This window comes from Pseudomonas sp. NPDC090203, assembly GCF_044746765.1.
Lineage (GTDB): Bacteria > Pseudomonadota > Gammaproteobacteria > Pseudomonadales > Pseudomonadaceae > Aquipseudomonas > Aquipseudomonas putida_AD.
This window is the reverse complement of the sequence record NZ_JBIVCV010000027.1, coordinates 1-17,593: the sequence shown is the minus strand read 5'-3', so window position 1 is coordinate 17,593 and position 17,593 is coordinate 1. Positions and strand designations below refer to the sequence as shown.

Sequence of the window (17,593 nt, the reverse complement as noted above, 5' to 3'; positions counted from 1 at the left end):
TCCGGCGCCTCGATGATCGGGTCGGGAACGGTGTCGACCTTGACGTCATGGGCACCGTGATAGGTGAGAGCTCGCATATTGTTTTCTCCGCTGTTTAGTGTGGCCTCTAAAGAGCGGAGCTATGGAGCGTCCGTTAAGTTCATGCCTTCGGATAGCCGCAACCTTGCGAGTAAAATCAGCTGGCTGGTGAAACCATTCTTTTGAGACTGTTCGTCGCTTCAAATGAACATAACGCGAAAGGCTCGGCCCAAGATCCGGCGAGTGTTTATGCGTTCTCAAGGGGCATCCTAATTTTCGCCCCTTGGCGGGATGATCAAGAAGTCATATCAGCCATACATATGACCGTGTTGCTCATTGAGGAACAAACGATGGTGATTGGTGCCGCAGACCTAAACATCGACCTTGCCAACAAAGCCGAAGAGGCACTATTCAAGTGGCTCATCGCAAGTTTTTTGATGGGGAAGAGAATTCGAGGTGACGTTGCCGCTCAGGCCTACAGGATCATCGTCGAGAAACACCATCGTGACACGCCTGGCAAGCTTGCGGCATGTACGCACGGCCAGTTGGTGAGGATGCTGGGAGAGGGCCGTTACACCCGTTACGACGAATCTACCGCCAACCGACTACTCAAGCTGAGCGAGCGTTTGACGCGCGACTACGGTGGGAAAGTGCTGAACATTCTTGAGGCCAGCAAAGACCGATCTGAGTTTGAGGCAAGGCTCAAAGAATTCGAAGGCATTGGCCCCAAGACGGTTGAGATCTTCATGCGCGACGCGCAACAGGTGCTGTTTTGATTACCGCAGAAGTTTACGTAGGGTGCGCTGGCTGGAAGCTGGCACGGGAATTCGCGCCTGAATTTGAAGGCGCAGGTACGCATCTGCAACGTTACGCACTACGGCTGGGCGCTGTTGAGATCAACAGCTCCTTCTATCGCCCACATAGACCCGCAACTTATGCGAAGTGGGCATCATCGGTAAGCAGCGATTTCCACTTCTCAGTGAAAATGCCCAAGTCGATCAGCCACGAGAGTCGGCTCGTGGACTGCTCAGAGCTGCTTGATAAATTCTTGTCGGAGGTCACTGCACTGGGTAGCGCGCTCGGCTGCCTGCTGATTCAGCTCCCACCTTCACTCTCATTCGATGCCCGGGTCGCAGGCCTCTTCTTCGACTCGCTGAGAGCTCGCTTTTCAGGGCATGTGGTGATCGAGCCGCGTCATGAGTCATGGGCAAACGCCAACGAGCTCCTCGTTGATCAACACATAGGACAAGTAGCGGCTGATCCTGTCAGGTTGAGTAATGGCGCGCAGCCTGGTGGCTGGCCGGGAGTCCGATATTGGCGCCTGCACGGAGCCCCGAGAATTTACTACAGCGCTTATGACACACCTTGGCTTGAACACCTCGCGAAGAGGATTGAGGCGATGCCGGAGGACGTGCCGACCTGGTGTATTTTCGACAATACTGCACGCGATGCGGCCCTTGGCAACGCGCTGCTCATGCAACGGTTGTTAAGGATCGGTGGCCGCGATGAGTAGGAACCGCAGAGGCAAGCGCCGGCATCCACTCGATTGTCGTGCCTAAGCCATTCACGTTGTACGTGGCGATCTTCAGGTCTTGCACCTTTGCGTACCTTCCAGCAGTCCGAGCCTACTCATCTGAGGGTTTTCAGGGGGAGGAGTTCGCGATCTAACACTGGATAATGACCGTTCGAGAACTTCATCGAACGGGAAGCACCAAGCGCTTTCGAAACCTGTAGATCGCGACTCTTTCGTGGTCGAGCGAGGTGCTTATGAACAGTTCCGCAATACCCGGTGATGACAGAGATGCCAATGACGCGATCAAGCCATTGGAACCAGGTCGTCCTGACGTGATGCCCAATCCGCCTCCTGGCAGCGACGAGGGCGACTCTAAGGACAACGAACCGGCGCCAATCCTCGACGGGGACATCCTGATAGATGAGGACATGTCAGACGTAGAAGCCAACGACTCCGTGTCTCAGGAGCATCCACCGCAACGCTGAGGGTAAAAGCGTCAATGATGGTGTGGCGGGCTCATATGAACCGCCATTCTCACCACTTGTCGGCCAAGTCATCTGCTACCAGTCGCCCGCGAACCTTTGGGTGCAAGCAAGCGACCCTCTCACCAATTAATGTGAACGTATGGATTCATGAATCTTCTAAAGCTCACAAGTGGAGGAGTCAGCATGCAACCAAAAACTGAAGGGCTTGAAGAACAAGGCCCCAGCCGCGTTCCGTTCATCAACGATCCCCAAAAGCCTTCTTCTAAATCCTCTAACAGGAATGGAGAGTCTGTCGAGGCGGACGACGAGGAAATCGAGCCGGATCCCGATGGCGAGGTAGACGCCGAGCGTTAGGAAAACACCCGGCAGTGACACCGACGTCTAGTTAGGGCGCTCTCGGGCCTCAACGGGTGCCAATGGGGGCGAGGATATCCGCATTGCTTGATGCTATGCCTGGGAATCGCAGCATGAACGACTCTTTCAATCTCTCGCGATTTATTGATGCGCAGCGCCCAGTTATCCGCCGAGTCATGGATGAACTGCGGGCAGGCCGTAAGACGAGCCACTGGATGTGGTTCGTTTTCCCGCAGCTAAAGGGGTTGGGCAGAAGCGAAACCGCGATGCGCTTTGGCATCACCAACATGGACGAGGCTCGTGCCTATCTCGCCCATCCATTGCTCGGGCGGCGACTTGATGAGTGCGTGCAAACTCTTCTTGAGCACGGCAACTTGAGCGCATTTGAGATCTTCGGCTCGCCAGATGATCTGAAGCTGCGCTCGTGCCTGACATTGTTCAACGAGGCGCATTCGGAATCCGCCTTGTTTCAGCGAGCACTCGATCAGTTCTTTGACGCAGAGCCGGATGACAGGACGATCCAGTTACTCCAGGCCTCCCGGTAGTAACCTTGCACTGGAACGGGTGAGTGGAGCGCGCAATTATGATCCCCACCATCCCACCCAAACGGTCGCCCGTCCAGAAAGGCTGAACGTTTAAGTCAACCTCCCAGTCGTACCAGCTAGACGCAGCGAACTGCGCGCATTGCTTACCTACCGTGAGGTCACCATGAGCCCAAGTCCTTCCACCGGCGTCGAGCTGCATTCCATCGCGTTCACTCTGAACGGCGATCACCGAACGCTGAACATTCCCCCGTGGGTGACCTTGCTCGATCTGCTTCGGGACGAGCTCGACCTGACCGGCACCAAGAAGGGTTGCGATCACGGGCAGTGCGGTGCCTGCACGGTGTTGCGTGATGGCAAGCGCATCAATGCCTGCCTGACGTTGGCCGTGATGTGCGACGGCGCTGAGCTGACTACGGTTGAAGGGCTTGCCACGGGGGACGAGCTGCATCCGATGCAGCGGGCGTTCATCAAGCACGATGCCTTCCAGTGCGGTTACTGCACGCCGGGGCAGATCTGTTCTGCCGTCGGCCTTGCCCGCGAGGGGCGGGCGAATAACCGTGACGACATCAAGGAACTGATGAGTGGCAACCTCTGCCGCTGCGGTGCCTACACCAACATCATCGCCGCAGTTGAGGAAGCGTTGCCTCACAGCGGTGGGGAATTGGGGCAGGGAGGGGCGCAATCATGATGCCTTTCAATTATTCCCGGCCTCGCGATGTCAGTGAGGCGATCAACCTGGCCGACGCCACGACCCGGTTCATCGCCGGCGGCACCAATCTGGTCGATCTCATGAAGGAGAACGTGGTCCGCCCCGGTCGGCTGATCGACATCACCGGTTTGGGCCTTGATGAGGTGGAGGAACTCCCGAATGGCGGACTGCGCATCGGCGCGTTGGTGAGTAACGCTGATCTGGCGTGGCATCCGTTGATCGAACAGCGTTATCCGTTGCTGTCCCAGGCCATCCTTGCCGGTGCGTCCCCGCAACTGCGGAATATGGCGAGCACCGGTGGCAATCTCTTGCAGCGCACGCGTTGCTACTACTTCTACGACACCGGTTCGCCCTGCAACAAGCGCGAGCCGGGCAGCGGGTGTCCGGCGCGTTCGGGCTTGAACCGTATCCACGCGATCCTCGGGGCGAGCGATGCCTGCGTCGCTACCCATCCATCCGACATGTGCGTCGCGCTCGCGGCGCTTGATGCTGTGGTCCATGTCGAAGGCAAGGCCGGAAAACGGCGTATCGAATTTGCCGACTTCCATCGTTTACCTGCAGACGCGCCTGAGCGGGACAATCAATTGGCTGACGATGAACTGGTCACGTCCATCGAGCTGCCGCCCCCTCAGTTCATCGCCCACCATCGCTACCTGAAAATTCGTGATCGTGCGTCCTATGCCTTTGCCCTGGTTTCCGTGGCGGCAGCGCTGGAGCTTGATGGCGACACCGTTCGCCAGGCCAGGCTGGCGCTGGGCGGAGTCGCGCACAAGCCGTGGCGTGACAAGGCCGTCGAGGCCTCGCTGGTGGGCAAGCCGGTGTCCCGCGAGACCTTCACCGCCGCAGCTGACTTGTTGCTGCGCGATGCCCAGCCGCTGACCCATAACGCCTTCAAGGTCCGGCTCGCCCATCGTGCAATCGTGCGTGCCTTGAGCGACGCCGCCATTGGAGGGAATGCCTGATGAACACATTCAATGCTGCGGTGGGCCAGCCACTGGATCGGGTAGATGGCGTGGCCAAGGTAACGGGCAAGGCGCGGTATGCGGGTGAATACCCCGAGGACCGGCTGCTGTTCGGCAGCGTGGTGTCCAGCACCATCGCCAAAGGCCGTGTGCTCGATATCGATACCCGCGAGGCCCTCAATGTGCCGGGCGTGGTGCTGATTCTCGACCACCGCAACCGGCCGCGGCTGTCCAGCTACGACGATGACTACAGCGATGCCGACTCGGCCGAAGGCTCCGCGTTTCGCCCGCTCTATAACGACCGAGTGTTGTACAGCGGCCAGCCATTGGCGCTGGTTGTGGCGCAGACGCTGGAAATGGCGCGCTACGCTGGCTCGCTTTTGCGCATTCGCTATGAAGAAGAGCCGCACCAGACCGATCTGGATGCCGCCCTCGACCACGCACACAAAGCCCCGGCCGAAACGCCGAAGCCGCGCGGCGATTTTGCGCGGCATTACGCCGACTCTGCCACCCAGGTGGACGTGACCTACACCACGCCGGTGGAGCACCACAACCCGATGGAGCCCCACGCCTCGACGGTGTTCTACAAGCCCGATGGCAGCCTTGAAATTCACGACAAGACCCAAGGCACTCAGAACTGTCAGGATTACCTGCACAAGATTTTCGACCTGCCCAAGGACAAGATCCGCATCCTCGCAGCCTTTGTCGGCGGCGCGTTCGGCTCGGGCCTGCGCCCTCAGTATCAGTTGCCACTGGCAGTGATGGCGGCCCTGGCGCTGAAACGCTCGGTCCGCGTGACCCTGACCCGGCAGCAGATGTTCACCTTCGGTTATCGGCCACGCACCTCACAGCGGCTGCGACTGGGCGCGGATGCCAACGGCCGCCTTATGGCGATCGGGCACGACGCGATCGGGCAGACCTCGCGCTTCGAGGACTTCACCGAGCACCTGGTCGAATGGAGCGGCATGCTCTATCGCTGCGACAACGTGGCGCTGAGTTATCAACTGGTGCCGCTCGACGTCTACACCCCGCTGGACATGCGTGCGCCGGGTGCTGCGTCAGGCGTGATCGCGCTGGAAGGCGCACTGGACGAACTGGCCTGTGCGGCAGGCATCGATCCCCTGCAACTGCGCCGCGTCAATTTCGCCGACAGTAACGGCAACGAGGGCAAGCCGTATTCGAGCAAGGCGCTGCTGGCTTGCTACGACCAGGGCGCCGAACGCTTTGGCTGGAGCCAGCGCAATCCGGTGCCTCGCAGCATGCGCCAGGGGCGGGAGCTGATCGGCTGGGGTGTCGCAGGCGGCGTCTGGGAGGCCATGCAGATGAAGGCCAGCGCCAAGGCGCGAATCGATGCCGCGGGCAAGCTGACCGTCAGCAGTGCCACCACGGATATCGGCACCGGCACCTACACCGTCATGACCCAGATCGCCGCTGATGCGGCCGGGGTCATGCCGCAGGACGTGACATTCATCCTGGGCGATTCCTCGCTGCCCACCGCGCCTTTGCAGGGCGGCTCCTTCACGGTTTCTTCGGTCGGTTCCGCCGTGAGGCAGGCGTGCCTGATCTTGCGCACCCAGGTGCTGGAAGCGCTGCGTCGGCTGCATCCCGAGGTGGCTGATGTTGCGGTGGAGCAGATCGGCTTCGGGGACGGGTTCGTGCACGCCGGGGATCAGCGTTTTGCCATCGCCGAAGTGGTTGCCCATTGCGAAGGCGGCGCACTGGAAGTCCAGGTCGATGCAGAGCCCAGCACCAAGCGCAGCGGGTTTGCCACGGCGACTCACTCTGCGGTGTTCGTCGAAGTGCGGGTCGATGAGGACCTGGGCACCATCAAGGTCAGCCGTGTGGTCAGCGCGGTTGCAGCAGGGCGTGTGATCAACCCGAAGACAGCGCAGAACCAGTTGTTGGGCGGCGTCGTCTGGGGCCTGGGCATGGCGCTGCAGGAAGACACCCTGAGCGATCACACGCTCGGTCGTTTCATGAATCACAGCCTGGCCGAATATCACATCCCGGTCCACGCCGACATCGGTGACATTGATGCGTTTTTCGTCGAGGAAGAGGACGACATCGTCAACGACCTGGGCTCCAAGGGCGTGGGCGAGATTGGCATCGTCGGCGTGGCTGCGGCGGTCTCCAATGCCGTGTTCCATGCCACCGGCAAGCGTGTGCGCGATTTTCCCGTGACGCTCGACAAGCTGCTGCAGTGACCGCGAACAACACCCGGATGCATGGCACCCGAGTGTGAGATTTGTGTACCCGTGATGTGCTTTCCAACCTGATGGAGATGACCCGATGAACGACCTTCCCGTTACACGTCCCGCGACCGCGCCGTTGCCCTTTGACGCGTCGTTCGAGCAGATTCCTGACGACGAAGCGCAGACCAGCAAGGAGCTGGCCGAAACGCTCCACTCGATCATGGAAACCACCTTCAAAGACAACGGCCATGCCAATCGCAGCGTTCACGCCAAGGGCCATGGCTTGCTGAAAGGGCGGGTCACGGTGCTCGACAACCTTCCGCCGGAGCTGGCACAGGGCGCGTTCGCCCGCCCCGGCACACTGACCGCTTATCTGCGGTTTTCGACCAACCCCGGGGACATCCTCGATGACAAGGTTTCAACGCCGCGCGGTCTGGCAATCAAGCTGGTGGGTGTCGATGGCCCGCGTCTGCCGGGCAGCGAAGGTGAGGTGACACAGGACTTCGTCATGCAGAACGCCAAGGCGTTTACTGCCGCCACACCCAAGGCATTCCTGAAGACCTTGAAGCTGCTGGCCAAGACCACCGACAAGGCGCCGGGCATGAAGAAGGCGCTGTCGGCGGTACTGCGGGGTGTGGAGTCGACCATCGAATCCATGGGCGGCGAAAGCGGCACCTTGAAAAGCCTCGGCGGCCATCCGCAAACCCACATTCTGGGCGAGAGTTTTTCCACCGTCGCGCCGATTCTCTACGGGCCCTATTACGCCAAGCTGGCCATGGTACCGGTGTCGCCATCCTTGACCGCACTCACTGACCTGCACGTGGACTTCGGCGACAACCCCGACGGGCTTCGGGCAGCGGTGAGCGAGTATTTCAGCCAGCAAGGCGGCGTCTGGGAGCTGCAAGTGCAGTTGGCGACCGATATCGAAAAGATGCCCATCGAAGATGCCTCCGTGCAATGGCCGGAAGACCTCAGCCCTTACGTCACCGTGGCGCGGGTCGAGGTCGATCCGCAGGCAGCCTGGGACGAAGAGAAAGTCCGGGAGATCGACGATGGCATGGCGTTCAGCCCCTGGCATGGGCTGGCGGCTCACAGACCCTTGGGTGGTGTGATGCGGGTGCGCAAACCTTCCTACGAGATGTCGTCTGAGTTTCGCGGCAGTCACAACGGTTGCCCGATTCACGAACCCCGCTGATTGAGGTCTTTGCATGCAGCTTATCCACCCGACCGCGCATTTCCATCCCTACAAGAATTCCTCGGGAGGCTGGGGTTCGGCGCATTCCGTCATGAGCATTCTTTGGCGTGAGCAGGCGCTGGGCAAGGCGCCCGCGGCGCTGATGAAGCAGAACAAACCCAAGGGTTTTGCCTGCGTCAGCTGCGCCTGGGCCAAACCTGGCAACCCCCATGCGCTGGAATTCTGTGAGAACGGCGCCAAGGCCACGGCTTGGGAATTGACGTCACTGCGCACGGACGCGGATTTCTTCGCCCGGCACACCCTGAGCGAGCTGCGTGGATGGAGCGATTACGATCTTGAACAGCACGGGCGCCTGACCCACCCCTTGCGCTATGACGCGCAAATCGATCAGTACGTGCCGACCACCTGGGAGGAGGCCTATGCTGCCATCGGCGTCCAGCTCAAACAGCTGGCGCCGGACGAGGTGGCCTTCTACGCCTCGGGCCGCGCGTCACTGGAAGCCTCCTTCATGTACCAGTTGTTCGCCCGCGCATACGGCACCAACAACCTGCCGGACAGCTCGAACATGTGCCACGAGAGCACGTCGGTTGGCTTGCAGGAAAGCATCGGCGTGCCGGTGGGAACGGTGACCCTCGCCGATTTCGAGCACACCGACTGCATCTTTTTCTTCGGCCAGAATGTGGGCAGCAACAGCCCGCGCATGCTGCATCCGCTGCAGGATGCGCGTAAGCGTCACGTGCCCATCATCACCTTCAACCCCTTGCGCGAGCGTGGGCTGGAGCGCTTCGTCAACCCGCAGTCGGTCAGCGAGATGGTCGGCCCTTCATCCACGGTGATCAGCACTCAATACCATCAGGTCGCGATTGGCGGCGATACGGCGGCGGTCATGGGCATCGCCAAGGCGCTGTTGTTCATGGATCAGCAGGCGAGGGAGACAGGCGCGCAGCCTGTGCTGGATCATGCATTCATTGCCGAACACACCGAGGGTTTCGACGCCTTTGTGGCGCAGGTCGATGGCTACTCCTGGGACGACCTTGTACAGCGCTCGGGGTTGAGTCGTTCATCCATGGAGGCAGCTGCCACCGTCTACGCGCGCAGTCAGAAGGTCATGATCATTTACGGCATGGGCATGACCCAGCACCGCCACGGCGTGGGCAATGTGCAGATGCTGGTGAACCTGCTGTTGCTGCGCGGCAATATCGGCAAGCCGGGCGCGGGGATCTGCCCGGTTCGTGGCCATTCCAATGTTCAGGGCCAGCGCACCGTGGGCATAACGGAAGACCCAGCCAAGGTGCCCAAGGACAAGATCGAGGCGCGCTTCGGCTTCAAGGTGCCGAGCAAGAAAGGCCTCGCTACCGTCGATACCTGCAAGGGCATCCAGGATGGCAGCGTCAAAGGCTTCATTGGCCTGGGCGGGAATTTTCTGCGTGCCGTCCCCGACACTGACCGCATGGAGCCCGCCTGGAAAGGGCTGACGCTGAACGTGCAGGTCGCAACCAAACTCAACCGTACGCATCTGTTTGCGGGGCAACACACCTGGCTGCTGCCGTGCCTGGGCCGGATTGAAATCGACCAGCAGGACGGCACGCCGCAGGTCTACACCACCGAAGACAGTACCGGATGCATCCGCGCCTGGCAGGGGCACGCGCAGCCCGCCGCCGAGCAGTTGCGCTCGGAAGCCGCGATCATTGCCGGGCTGGCCCAGGCGACTCTCGGTGACGAGGTGCGCATCCCCTGGGATGACTGGCGCCGGGACTATGTGAAGGTGCGTCAGGCCATCGCCGACATTTACCCCGAGATTTTCCACGACATGGAAACCCGGATGTGGTCGGAGGGTGGTTTCCATCGCCCGCTCCCGGCGGCCCAGCGCAAGTGGGCGACCGAGTCGGGCAAGGCGCAGTTCAAGACGCCATCCAGGCTGGATGAAGATGATGACGTATCGCTGGGGACTGATCGGCGCGACGTGGTGCAACTCATGACGCTGCGCAGCAATGACCAGTTCAACACCACGGTCTATGGCTACGACGACCGCTTCCGTGGCGTGCACGGCACCCGCAGCGTGGTCTTTCTCAATCGTAACGATATCGTTCGCCTGGGCTTCGCGCCGGGGCAGTGGGTGACGTTGCGCACCGCCATCGAGCCCGAGGTCCGTCGTGAAGTGGGGCCATTCCAGATCATCGACTACGACATACCCGAGGGCTGTGCAGCGTCTTACTACCCCGAGTCCAACCCACTGGTGCCACTCTGGCACCACGCCGAACGCAGCAAGGTGCCCGCTGCCAAATCCGTCCCGGTGAGCCTGCACGCGGCGCTGCCGACAGAGCAGAATCGCCGGAACGAAATCCCTGATGGCGATCAGGTCCGGGAGTGAGAACAGCGCCCTACAGGCTTCTGCGCGTAAGCTTTGCCAGTCATTTGAAACACTTCATGACGCTTGCACCACTCACCTGAGTGGAAAGCGTAATGATCTGTTTTAAAAAGGGAATTTTTTTATTGTAGGACGATCTCTGAGGGGTGAATGTCTTTGCCACGGAGAGAAAACATGGCGCAGGAACACCATTACCGAATCGACTATCTGCTGCAGGGCGCTTACAAGACTTTCTACATTCGGGCCGCGAAGATGGACAATGCCGAAGCCTGGCATTGGGCCACGGTTGACGCTGGAATCGGGCAGTTGCCCAAGTACCGGACCGACCCCGTGTCCAGACTGAGCAAGCCTCAGGCGGAGAAGCACGGCATCACCAATGTGGAATGGCACAAGGCGTAACAGGCTTCACCTCGGCCCCTCCGGAACGCTCAAGCTGTGAACGATCTTCTTGCCGGGCGACGTTCGTTGTAGTCTTGGCAGACTTTCAGATGAGGGGCCCGGTGCACATGAATCGTTCGGATTTCTCTGCTGACGTTGAAGCGGTCCATGCCATTGGCGCGGTGCCCGTGATCCTGAGCATGGTCAAGCACATGACGGGCATGCGCTTTGCCGCTGTTGCGCGGGTCACCGACAGGAACTGGGTCGCCTGCGCGGTGGACGATTCCATCGATTTCGGCCTCAAGCCTGGTGGCGAACTGGTGCTCGAATCCACCATCTGTCACGAGATACGTCAGCACAGGACGCCGGTGATTTTCGGCCACGCCAGTGAGCACCCGCTGTTTTCAACGCACCACACGCCCAGGACCTACGGCCTGGAAAGCTACATCTCGATCCCGATCATCATGGGTGACGGAGAGTTCTTCGGCACGCTATGCGCTATCGATTCGGTGCCTGCCAATCTGGAAGAGCCCGCTATCGTCAAGACGCTGACCCTGTTCGCGCAGTTGATCGCCATGAGTCTCGACTCTCAGAAAAACCTGGAAGCGACGCAGTCGGCGTTGGTTGCAGCTAAAGAGCACGGGCGTTTGCGTGACCAGTTTGTGGCGGTGTTGGGGCATGACTTGCGCACGCCCCTGAGTGCCATCCGGATGAGCTCTGAATTGCTGGAAAGCCGAACCACGGAAAAACGTTCACTGAACCTCATCGCAGCCATCCGCAACAGTTCGGTGCGCATGGGCATGCTGATCGAAAACGTCCTCGATTTTGCGCGCGGGCGGATGGGCGGCGGAATTCCTGTCAAACGACAACTGGTGGATGATCTGGGGCCCATCCTTGAACTGGCGCTGCGTGAAGTGCAGATGTCCAGCCCCGAGGCGCAGATTACTCACGCCCTTGATCTGCCGGGCGGCATCTATTGCGACTCGCTGCGAATCACCCAACTGTTGTCGAATCTGGTAGGGAACGCGGTGACCCATGGGGCCAGGTCGTCCCCCATACGGGTCCAGGCGTGGTGTGAAGATGCGGACGTGGTCATTTCAGTGCTCAACCAGGGGCCGCCGATTGCCGAGCGCTTGATGCCGCTGTTGTTCGAGCCGTTCACGCGCTCGGAGGCCGGCCAGCGCGGAGAGGGGCTGGGCCTGGGCTTGTACATTGCCTCGCAGATCGCCGAAGCCCATGGCGGCACCCTGCAAGTGACCTCCACCCTCGAAGCGGGTACCGCTTTCGTCGCACGATTCCCCAGCACCATCAAATGGGTCTACTGATTCTGTAGGCGGTCGTAAAAGGAAACCTGATCTCCAGCGGCTGGGCGCTGCAGAATGACAATTCCTGCGATGTGAGCCTGGCATGCACCTGTTGTCATGCAGAGGTGCGCCAACCGTTGGCGCATGCGAGCGACAAAAAGAACGAACTCGGAGGTTGCGGGCGGACTCCACTTTTCACAGTGAAGAATCCGATCGCATACCGAGGACGACAATCATGAGCAACTATCCAACCCCACCGTTCAAGTCACAGAAACAACCCGTACCCGGCGATCAAAGCAAGATGGACCCGTATCCCGATTGCGGTGAAAAAAGCTACAAGGGTTCAGGTCGTATGGCGAACAAGATCGCCTTGATCACCGGCGCGGACAGCGGGATCGGTCGAGCGGTGGCGATTGCGTTCGCCCGTGAAGGCGCCGATGTCGCGATCTCCTATCTCGATGAGCACGAAGACGCGAAAGAAACCGCCCGCTGGGTGGAGGAGGCGGGCAGGCAATGCATCCTGTTGCCGGGCGATCTCGCCGACAAGGCGCATTGCTCAGCCATCGTGAACGACACCGTCAAGAAGTTCGGGCGCATCGACGTGCTGGTGAACAATGCGGCCTTCCAGATGACCCATGAGACGTTCGAGGATATCCCGGATGAGGAATGGGTGAAGACGTTCGATATCAATATCACCGCCATGTTTCGTATCTGCAAAGCCGCATTGCCGTCGATGCCGGCGGGCAGCTCGATCATCAACACCAGTTCGGTCAATTCCGATTCGCCGAGTCCGTCGCTGCTGGCCTATGCCACCACCAAGGGCGCCATTGCCAACTTCACCGCCGGGCTCGCACAGTCTCTGGGGCCGCGCGGCATCCGGGTCAACAGCGTTGCCCCAGGTCCGATCTGGACGCCTTTGATCGTGTCGACGATGACAGAAGATGACATTACCCACTTCGGGAAAAACACGCCCTTGGGGCGGCCGGGCCAGCCTGTGGAAGTCGCACCGATCTATGTGCTTCTGGCGTCCGATGAAGGCAGTTACATCTCGGGTACGCGGTATGGCGTGACAGGTGGCAAACCGATTCTGTAACCGGGTATCACAGTTTTTGACGGTTCGATGAAACAGGCGCCTTCCGGCGGGGGACATTGCTGTTCACTGCCGGACTGGGGCCTATCGGTCGTTGATTGACGAGCGTGTCAATAACACTTCACCGTGAACAGTTGACCCAGGTTCGTCGTGAACCGTGCACTCAGCAGATCCTGGCGCATCGCCCAATCCGGAGAGGGCGGCACCGTCGCCACGCGCAAGGTGCCGCGCCCCCAGCGGTCGTTGATCCGGTCCAGGACCCTCATTATTTTCCCGCAAGCCTCAGGTTGCGCTGCCGCGAACAGATCATCGGTAAATTCCCCTGGTTGACGCAGATCCATCAACAGCACTTCTGCCTTGCTGTATTTGAAACCTTCCCTGAACAGACGGTTGACTGCCTCGGTCGCTGCCTTGGTCATCAGGCGCACGTCATTCGTGGGGTAGGGCAGCTCCACCAATGCGGCGTTGGCGTACTTGGCCTCGTCGGGATTGAACATGCCGGTGCGAATGCTGACCCGGATCTTCTTGCACAGCGAATTTTGCCCACGAAGTTTTTCTGCGGCGCGTTGGGTGTAGGTGGCCACGGCTTCTTTTATAGGCTCGATGGTGGTCACTCGGTCGCCGAACATTCGGCTGCAGCAGATTTCCTGCCTCGGCGGTTCGGCTTCACCCAGCTCCAGGCAGGGCGTACCGGCCAGTTCGCGGGCGGTCTTCTCGATCACCACGCTGAATTTGTGCCGCAACGTCCATGAGTCCGCCTTGGCCAGGTCCATCGCGGTCTTGATGCCCATGCTTTCCAGGTGCGCCTTCATGCGTTTTCCGATGCCCCACACTTCGCCCACGTCGGTGTTGCGCAGGGTCCAGTCGCGCTTGAATGGATCGCAGATGTCGACGACGCCACCGGTCCTGTCCAGCAATCGCTTGGCGGTGTGGTTGGCAAGTTTGGCCAGGGTCTTGGTGCGGGCGATGCCGACGCCGACCGGAATGCTGGTGCGTTTATAGATCGTGGCCCGGATCTGCCGGCCGAATGCAGTCAGATCGCCGGGAATACCGGTGAGGTCGGCGAAGGCCTCGTCGATGCTGTACACCTCCAGCGCCGGCACCATCGACTCGATGATGGTCATCACCCGTTCGCTCATGTCGCCGTACAGGGCGTAGTTGCTGCTGAACGCGACGACGCCGTTGCTGCGCAGATGGTCCCTGATCTGGAAGTAGGGCTGGCCCATTTTCACGAAGGGCTTGGCGTCGTAGCTGCGGGCGATGACGCAACCGTCGTTGTTCGACAGCACCACGATGGGCGTCCTGGCCAGATCCGGGCGAAACACGCGCTCGCAACTTGCGTAGAAGCTGTTGCAGTCGATCAGCGCGAAGACGGGCTCAGGCTTTGTCATGATCGCGGATGCTGTACTTGACCACGCCCCAGATCACCAGCTCATCGCCTTCCATCACATGCCGTGCCGGATATCTGGGGTTTTCCGACATCAGGATCACCTCGTTCTCACGCATGTGCAGGCGTTTACAGACAGGCTCGGTATTGAGCGCCGCAATCACGATGTCACCGTGCTCGGCGTACAGGCTGCGGTCGACGATGACCAGGTCACCGCTGTAGATCCCCGCTCCCTGCATGCTGTCGCCCTCGATCTTCGCCAGATAGACATGGGGCGCGCGGATCTCGAACAGCTCATCCAGAGAAATGTGTTTCTCGATATGGTCCGCAGCTGGCGAGGGAAACCCGGCGGGCACCTGGAACGAATAAAGGGGAAACCTTTCGCCGCTGGCGGCCACTGGGCCGAGGATGGAAACACTCATGATGCACCTTGCATGCGTTAGCTGTATGTATATACAGTTAACGATCTAGCCCGCTTGCGGTCAATCTCATATGTAGGAAATTTCGACGGGTGACAGCATGTGTGGACGCTACTCGATCTATGAGCCGATGGACCACTACCTCAAGGCGCTTGCTTGCGCGCAACTGGTCATCAACGGCTATGACCTCTGGCCGATCGAACGCTACAACGTCGCGCCGACTACTCGGGTCGAAATCATCAGGCCTGTGGGCGAGGGGTTGAGCGTCGACAAGGTACGTTGGGGGTGGTCACCGTTCTGGGCCAGGGGCAATCGGCCAGATCCCATCAACGCTCGTGTCGAAACGGCATTGACCGGCAGGTTCTTCAAACAGCTGTGGCCGAACGGGCGCGCTCTGGCCCCGGCGAACGGCTGGTTCGAATGGGTGAAAGATCCGAATGATCCCAAGCGCAAGCAGCCGTACTACATTCGCTTGAAGGAAGAGCAGCCGATGTTCTTCGCCGCGCTGGCCGAGGTGCATGCCGGGTTAGAGCCGGACGAGAAGGACGGATTCGTGATCATCACTGCAGACAGCGACCAGGGCATGATCGACATTCACGATCGCCGCCCGGTGGTGCTGAGCCCCGAGCATGCCAGGGAATGGGTCGATCCGCAGACGTCACCGGCGCGGGCGGCGGAGATTATGAAGGAGTGTTGCCAGGCGACCGAAGAATTCACCTGGTTCAAAGTGGGGAAGGATGTGGGGAACGTGCGCAATCAGGGAGAGGGGTTGATTGGTCCTTTGATGGAGGATGACGATCCAGATGAATGAGCACAAAGGCGAAGCTGAACATCAGGAACGGCCAGGCCTCTGATCCTGGCCCTCCAATCGAAACGTTACTGACTGATAGAGTCTGCGACGTGCTGATCCTCATTTACATAAGAAGGAAAATCCGTGAATCCCACCTCGCCACGGCGTGTGTAATAGGTGGAGCGATCTGCCTCGCTTAATTCCCAGCCCTGTTTGAGTCGCTGATCAAGGTCTGGATTTGCGATGTAGGGCCTGCCAAAACCGATCAGGTCCACAAGCCCCGTATCCAGGGCAGCCTGGGCACTCTCCCTGGAGGCGAAACCACCACACCAGATGATCGCTCCGTCAAAGGCAGCCCTGACCTTGTTCAAAAGACCGTGGTCAAGGTAGCTCTGCTTGAACTCCGCATTCTCCATGTTCTCGGTGGGCATGAGTTCGTAGACCAGGTGCATGTACGCCACATTGCGCCGCGCCAGGTGCTCGGACACATAAAGCAGTGTCTGCTCGGTCAGCGGGTCTGCCGGCATCGAGTTGAACCTGCCGAATGGTGCCAGGCGTACGCCAACTCGTCCTTCTCCGAAGATGCGCATTGCTTCATCAACGACCTCCATCAGGAAGCGCGCGCGATTCTCGACCGTGCTTCCCCCGTATCGGTCATCGCGAGTATTCAGCGCCGAGTTCATGAACTGGTCGAAAAGGTAGCCGTTCGCCGCGTGGATCTCGACACCATCGAAGCCTGCCTGGTGGGCGTTCTCAAAAGCACGGGAGAAGTCCGATACCAGAGACTCGATTTCACTGGTTTCCATGCGCCGGGGAACCCCTGCGCGGATGTACCCCAATTTGCCGTTGTCGTCGTGGACGAAGACGTCCGAATGTTCGGCGCGTTCTTCCGTCACCCCGCGTGGCGCTTGACCGTCGTGATGAATGGAGGGATGAGACATCCTGCCCACATGCCAAAGCTGCAGGAAGATTTTTCCTCCCTTGCGATGGACTTCATCGGTCACCAGTTGCCAGCCCTCTTTTTGCGCTTGCGTGTAGATGCCCGGCGTCATTGCATAGCCTTTGGCTGATCGATCAATGTCGGTGGCTTCGGCAATAATCAGTCCCGCTCCGGCGCGTTGTCCGTAGTAGGTGGCCATCAATGCATTGGGCACATCACCCTCTGAGGTGCGCGTGCGGGTCATTGGGGCCATGACGATGCGGTTGCCAAGCGTAAGCGAGCTGCCCAGGTGTCGGGGATCAAACAGGTCTGCCATAGTGGTCTTCCTTCAGTGAGTTACCAGCCTGGAGACTAATTTTTTGCGGGGTGTTCGATCCACACACCCTTTGGTGAGCAAACGCAGATGAAGATACTCAACAAGTTGCCCGGCCTGCCGGTGGAGCGCGCGCTGGCGGTATTGTCCGGGCGTTGGAAGGCAGTGATTCTCCATGCACTGCTCGACGGGCCGCAGCGCATTCGCGGGCTGGAAAAGCGCATCGTGGGAATCTCTCAAAAAGTTCTGATCGAGCAACTCAGGGCACTGGAAGAGCATGGAATGGTTTGTCGTCAATCCGTTGCGGATGAGAAACAAGCTGTCGAGTATTTCCTGACTCCCTTGGGTGAGAGCTTCCGTCCGGTGCTTGACTCATTGATGGAGTGGGGGACTCATCATGCCAACGAGCTTGAGGAGGCCGATAAGCTGTTGCCCTGTGATGCCGTCTTGCGCAGTTATCGCGGTGAGCCTTGAGGGGATGGCATTTGCTTCCTGTATAAACAGAAGAAACCCCCTGATTTTCCTCGTGTTTCGTCTATTTCATAGAAAGTTCACATTAAGTGTTGACGCCCCCTCGAATCTCTCTATAATTCGCCCCACTTCCGGCGCAGTCGGAACGGAAAACTCCTTG

18 protein-coding genes are annotated in these 17,593 nt (G+C 59.7%); 15 read left to right on the top strand and 3 right to left on the bottom strand.

Annotated features, from left to right (window positions below):
- Window positions 1-368: 368 nt before the first annotated feature.
- The 13 genes from ACIPO9_RS27945 (at window position 369) to ACIPO9_RS27885 (ending at window position 13,116) form a co-directional block, all read left to right on the top strand.
- Window positions 369-794 carry a DNA methylase gene (locus tag ACIPO9_RS27945; RefSeq protein WP_274134463.1) on the top strand — a complete coding sequence of 142 codons (426 nt, stop codon included), beginning with the start codon at window positions 369-371 and terminating at the stop codon, window positions 792-794.
- Entirely contained in the window at window positions 791-1,531 is a 741-nt protein-coding gene (locus tag ACIPO9_RS27940; protein WP_400784530.1) for a DUF72 domain-containing protein, read from the top strand. Before ACIPO9_RS27945 ends, ACIPO9_RS27940 begins: the two co-directional genes overlap by 4 nt.
- 254 nt (window positions 1,532-1,785) lie before the next feature.
- Entirely contained in the window at window positions 1,786-2,016 is a 231-nt protein-coding gene (locus tag ACIPO9_RS27935; RefSeq protein ID WP_274134365.1) for a hypothetical protein, read from the top strand.
- 183 nt (window positions 2,017-2,199) lie between these two features.
- Window positions 2,200-2,370, top strand: coding sequence for a hypothetical protein (locus tag ACIPO9_RS27930; protein WP_274134364.1), 171 nt, complete (start codon window positions 2,200-2,202; stop codon window positions 2,368-2,370).
- Between the two features lie 113 nt (window positions 2,371-2,483).
- Window positions 2,484-2,915 carry a DUF1810 domain-containing protein gene (locus ACIPO9_RS27925; protein ID WP_400610166.1) on the top strand — a complete coding sequence of 144 codons (432 nt, stop codon included), beginning with the start codon at window positions 2,484-2,486 and terminating at the stop codon, window positions 2,913-2,915.
- A gap of 163 nt (window positions 2,916-3,078) precedes the next feature.
- Window positions 3,079-3,603, top strand: a complete 525-nt coding sequence (locus ACIPO9_RS27920; RefSeq protein WP_274134362.1) for a (2Fe-2S)-binding protein — start codon at window positions 3,079-3,081, stop codon at window positions 3,601-3,603.
- Window positions 3,600-4,586, top strand: a complete 987-nt coding sequence (locus ACIPO9_RS27915) for a xanthine dehydrogenase family protein subunit M (RefSeq protein WP_274134361.1) — start codon at window positions 3,600-3,602, stop codon at window positions 4,584-4,586. Before ACIPO9_RS27920 ends, ACIPO9_RS27915 begins: the two co-directional genes overlap by 4 nt.
- The gene (locus tag ACIPO9_RS27910) at window positions 4,586-6,790 is read left to right on the top strand and encodes a xanthine dehydrogenase family protein molybdopterin-binding subunit (RefSeq protein ID WP_400784529.1); all 2,205 of its coding nucleotides are present in this window, start codon (window positions 4,586-4,588) and stop codon (window positions 6,788-6,790) included. Before ACIPO9_RS27915 ends, ACIPO9_RS27910 begins: the two co-directional genes overlap by 1 nt.
- Before the next feature lie 85 nt (window positions 6,791-6,875).
- On the top strand, window positions 6,876-7,973 hold the full coding sequence (locus ACIPO9_RS27905; protein ID WP_400784528.1) for a catalase family protein: 1,098 nt from the start codon (window positions 6,876-6,878) through the stop codon (window positions 7,971-7,973).
- Window positions 7,974-7,986: 13 nt separating this feature from the next.
- The gene (locus ACIPO9_RS27900; RefSeq protein WP_400784526.1) at window positions 7,987-10,344 is read left to right on the top strand and encodes an FdhF/YdeP family oxidoreductase; all 2,358 of its coding nucleotides are present in this window, start codon (window positions 7,987-7,989) and stop codon (window positions 10,342-10,344) included.
- 171 nt (window positions 10,345-10,515) lie between these two features.
- Window positions 10,516-10,740 (top strand): DUF6555 family protein, encoded by a 225-nt coding sequence (locus ACIPO9_RS27895; protein WP_274134356.1) that lies wholly within the window; start codon window positions 10,516-10,518, stop codon window positions 10,738-10,740.
- A gap of 179 nt (window positions 10,741-10,919) precedes the next feature.
- Window positions 10,920-12,044 carry an ATP-binding protein gene (locus ACIPO9_RS27890; RefSeq protein ID WP_400784531.1) on the top strand — a complete coding sequence of 375 codons (1,125 nt, stop codon included), beginning with the start codon at window positions 10,920-10,922 and terminating at the stop codon, window positions 12,042-12,044.
- Window positions 12,045-12,258: 214 nt separating this feature from the next.
- Window positions 12,259-13,116 (top strand): SDR family oxidoreductase, encoded by an 858-nt coding sequence (locus ACIPO9_RS27885; protein ID WP_274134353.1) that lies wholly within the window; start codon window positions 12,259-12,261, stop codon window positions 13,114-13,116.
- A 107-nt stretch (window positions 13,117-13,223) separates the two neighbouring features.
- Here ACIPO9_RS27885 and umuC read toward each other — a convergent pair whose 3' ends face one another.
- Window positions 13,224-14,504 carry a translesion error-prone DNA polymerase V subunit UmuC gene (umuC, locus tag ACIPO9_RS27880; RefSeq protein WP_400784524.1) on the bottom strand — a complete coding sequence of 427 codons (1,281 nt, stop codon included), beginning with the start codon at window positions 14,502-14,504 and terminating at the stop codon, window positions 13,224-13,226.
- Complete coding sequence (locus tag ACIPO9_RS27875; RefSeq protein WP_274134351.1) at window positions 14,491-14,922, bottom strand: LexA family transcriptional regulator; 432 nt, start codon at window positions 14,920-14,922, stop codon at window positions 14,491-14,493. Before ACIPO9_RS27875 ends, umuC begins: the two co-directional genes overlap by 14 nt.
- 97 nt (window positions 14,923-15,019) lie before the next feature.
- Between ACIPO9_RS27875 and ACIPO9_RS27870 the strand changes: the two genes are divergently transcribed.
- The gene (locus tag ACIPO9_RS27870) at window positions 15,020-15,730 is read left to right on the top strand and encodes an SOS response-associated peptidase family protein (protein WP_400784523.1); all 711 of its coding nucleotides are present in this window, start codon (window positions 15,020-15,022) and stop codon (window positions 15,728-15,730) included.
- Window positions 15,731-15,795: 65 nt separating this feature from the next.
- Here the strand turns inward: ACIPO9_RS27870 and ACIPO9_RS27865 are convergent, their stop codons facing one another.
- Window positions 15,796-16,965 carry an alkene reductase gene (locus ACIPO9_RS27865; protein ID WP_400784522.1) on the bottom strand — a complete coding sequence of 390 codons (1,170 nt, stop codon included), beginning with the start codon at window positions 16,963-16,965 and terminating at the stop codon, window positions 15,796-15,798.
- A gap of 87 nt (window positions 16,966-17,052) precedes the next feature.
- Here ACIPO9_RS27865 and ACIPO9_RS27860 point away from each other — a divergent pair, with 87 nt between their 5' ends.
- On the top strand, window positions 17,053-17,436 hold the full coding sequence (locus ACIPO9_RS27860; protein WP_274134346.1) for a helix-turn-helix domain-containing protein: 384 nt from the start codon (window positions 17,053-17,055) through the stop codon (window positions 17,434-17,436).
- Window positions 17,437-17,593: the final 157 nt, after the last annotated feature.

Excerpts from the sequence above, each read along its gene's own strand:
- umuC (WP_400784524.1), bottom strand. The coding sequence starts at position 14,504 with ATGACAAAGCCTGAGCCCGTCTTCGCGCTGATCGACTGCAACAGCTTC.
- ACIPO9_RS27920 (WP_274134362.1), top strand. The coding sequence starts at position 3,079 with ATGAGCCCAAGTCCTTCCACCGGCGTCGAGCTGCATTCCATCGCGTTC.
- ACIPO9_RS27915 (WP_274134361.1), top strand. The coding sequence starts at position 3,600 with ATGATGCCTTTCAATTATTCCCGGCCTCGCGATGTCAGTGAGGCGATC.
- ACIPO9_RS27875 (WP_274134351.1), bottom strand. The coding sequence starts at position 14,922 with ATGAGTGTTTCCATCCTCGGCCCAGTGGCCGCCAGCGGCGAAAGGTTT.
- ACIPO9_RS27935 (WP_274134365.1), top strand. The coding sequence starts at position 1,786 with ATGAACAGTTCCGCAATACCCGGTGATGACAGAGATGCCAATGACGCG.
- ACIPO9_RS27925 (WP_400610166.1), top strand. The coding sequence starts at position 2,484 with ATGAACGACTCTTTCAATCTCTCGCGATTTATTGATGCGCAGCGCCCA.
- ACIPO9_RS27865 (WP_400784522.1), bottom strand. The coding sequence starts at position 16,965 with ATGGCAGACCTGTTTGATCCCCGACACCTGGGCAGCTCGCTTACGCTT.
- ACIPO9_RS27885 (WP_274134353.1), top strand. The coding sequence starts at position 12,259 with ATGAGCAACTATCCAACCCCACCGTTCAAGTCACAGAAACAACCCGTA.
- ACIPO9_RS27895 (WP_274134356.1), top strand. The coding sequence starts at position 10,516 with ATGGCGCAGGAACACCATTACCGAATCGACTATCTGCTGCAGGGCGCT.
- ACIPO9_RS27910 (WP_400784529.1), top strand. The coding sequence starts at position 4,586 with ATGAACACATTCAATGCTGCGGTGGGCCAGCCACTGGATCGGGTAGAT.
- ACIPO9_RS27890 (WP_400784531.1), top strand. The coding sequence starts at position 10,920 with ATGGTCAAGCACATGACGGGCATGCGCTTTGCCGCTGTTGCGCGGGTC.
- ACIPO9_RS27905 (WP_400784528.1), top strand. The coding sequence starts at position 6,876 with ATGAACGACCTTCCCGTTACACGTCCCGCGACCGCGCCGTTGCCCTTT.
- ACIPO9_RS27945 (WP_274134463.1), top strand. The coding sequence starts at position 369 with ATGGTGATTGGTGCCGCAGACCTAAACATCGACCTTGCCAACAAAGCC.
- ACIPO9_RS27900 (WP_400784526.1), top strand. The coding sequence starts at position 7,987 with ATGCAGCTTATCCACCCGACCGCGCATTTCCATCCCTACAAGAATTCC.
- ACIPO9_RS27870 (WP_400784523.1), top strand. The coding sequence starts at position 15,020 with ATGTGTGGACGCTACTCGATCTATGAGCCGATGGACCACTACCTCAAG.
- ACIPO9_RS27860 (WP_274134346.1), top strand. The coding sequence starts at position 17,053 with ATGAAGATACTCAACAAGTTGCCCGGCCTGCCGGTGGAGCGCGCGCTG.
- ACIPO9_RS27930 (WP_274134364.1), top strand. The coding sequence starts at position 2,200 with ATGCAACCAAAAACTGAAGGGCTTGAAGAACAAGGCCCCAGCCGCGTT.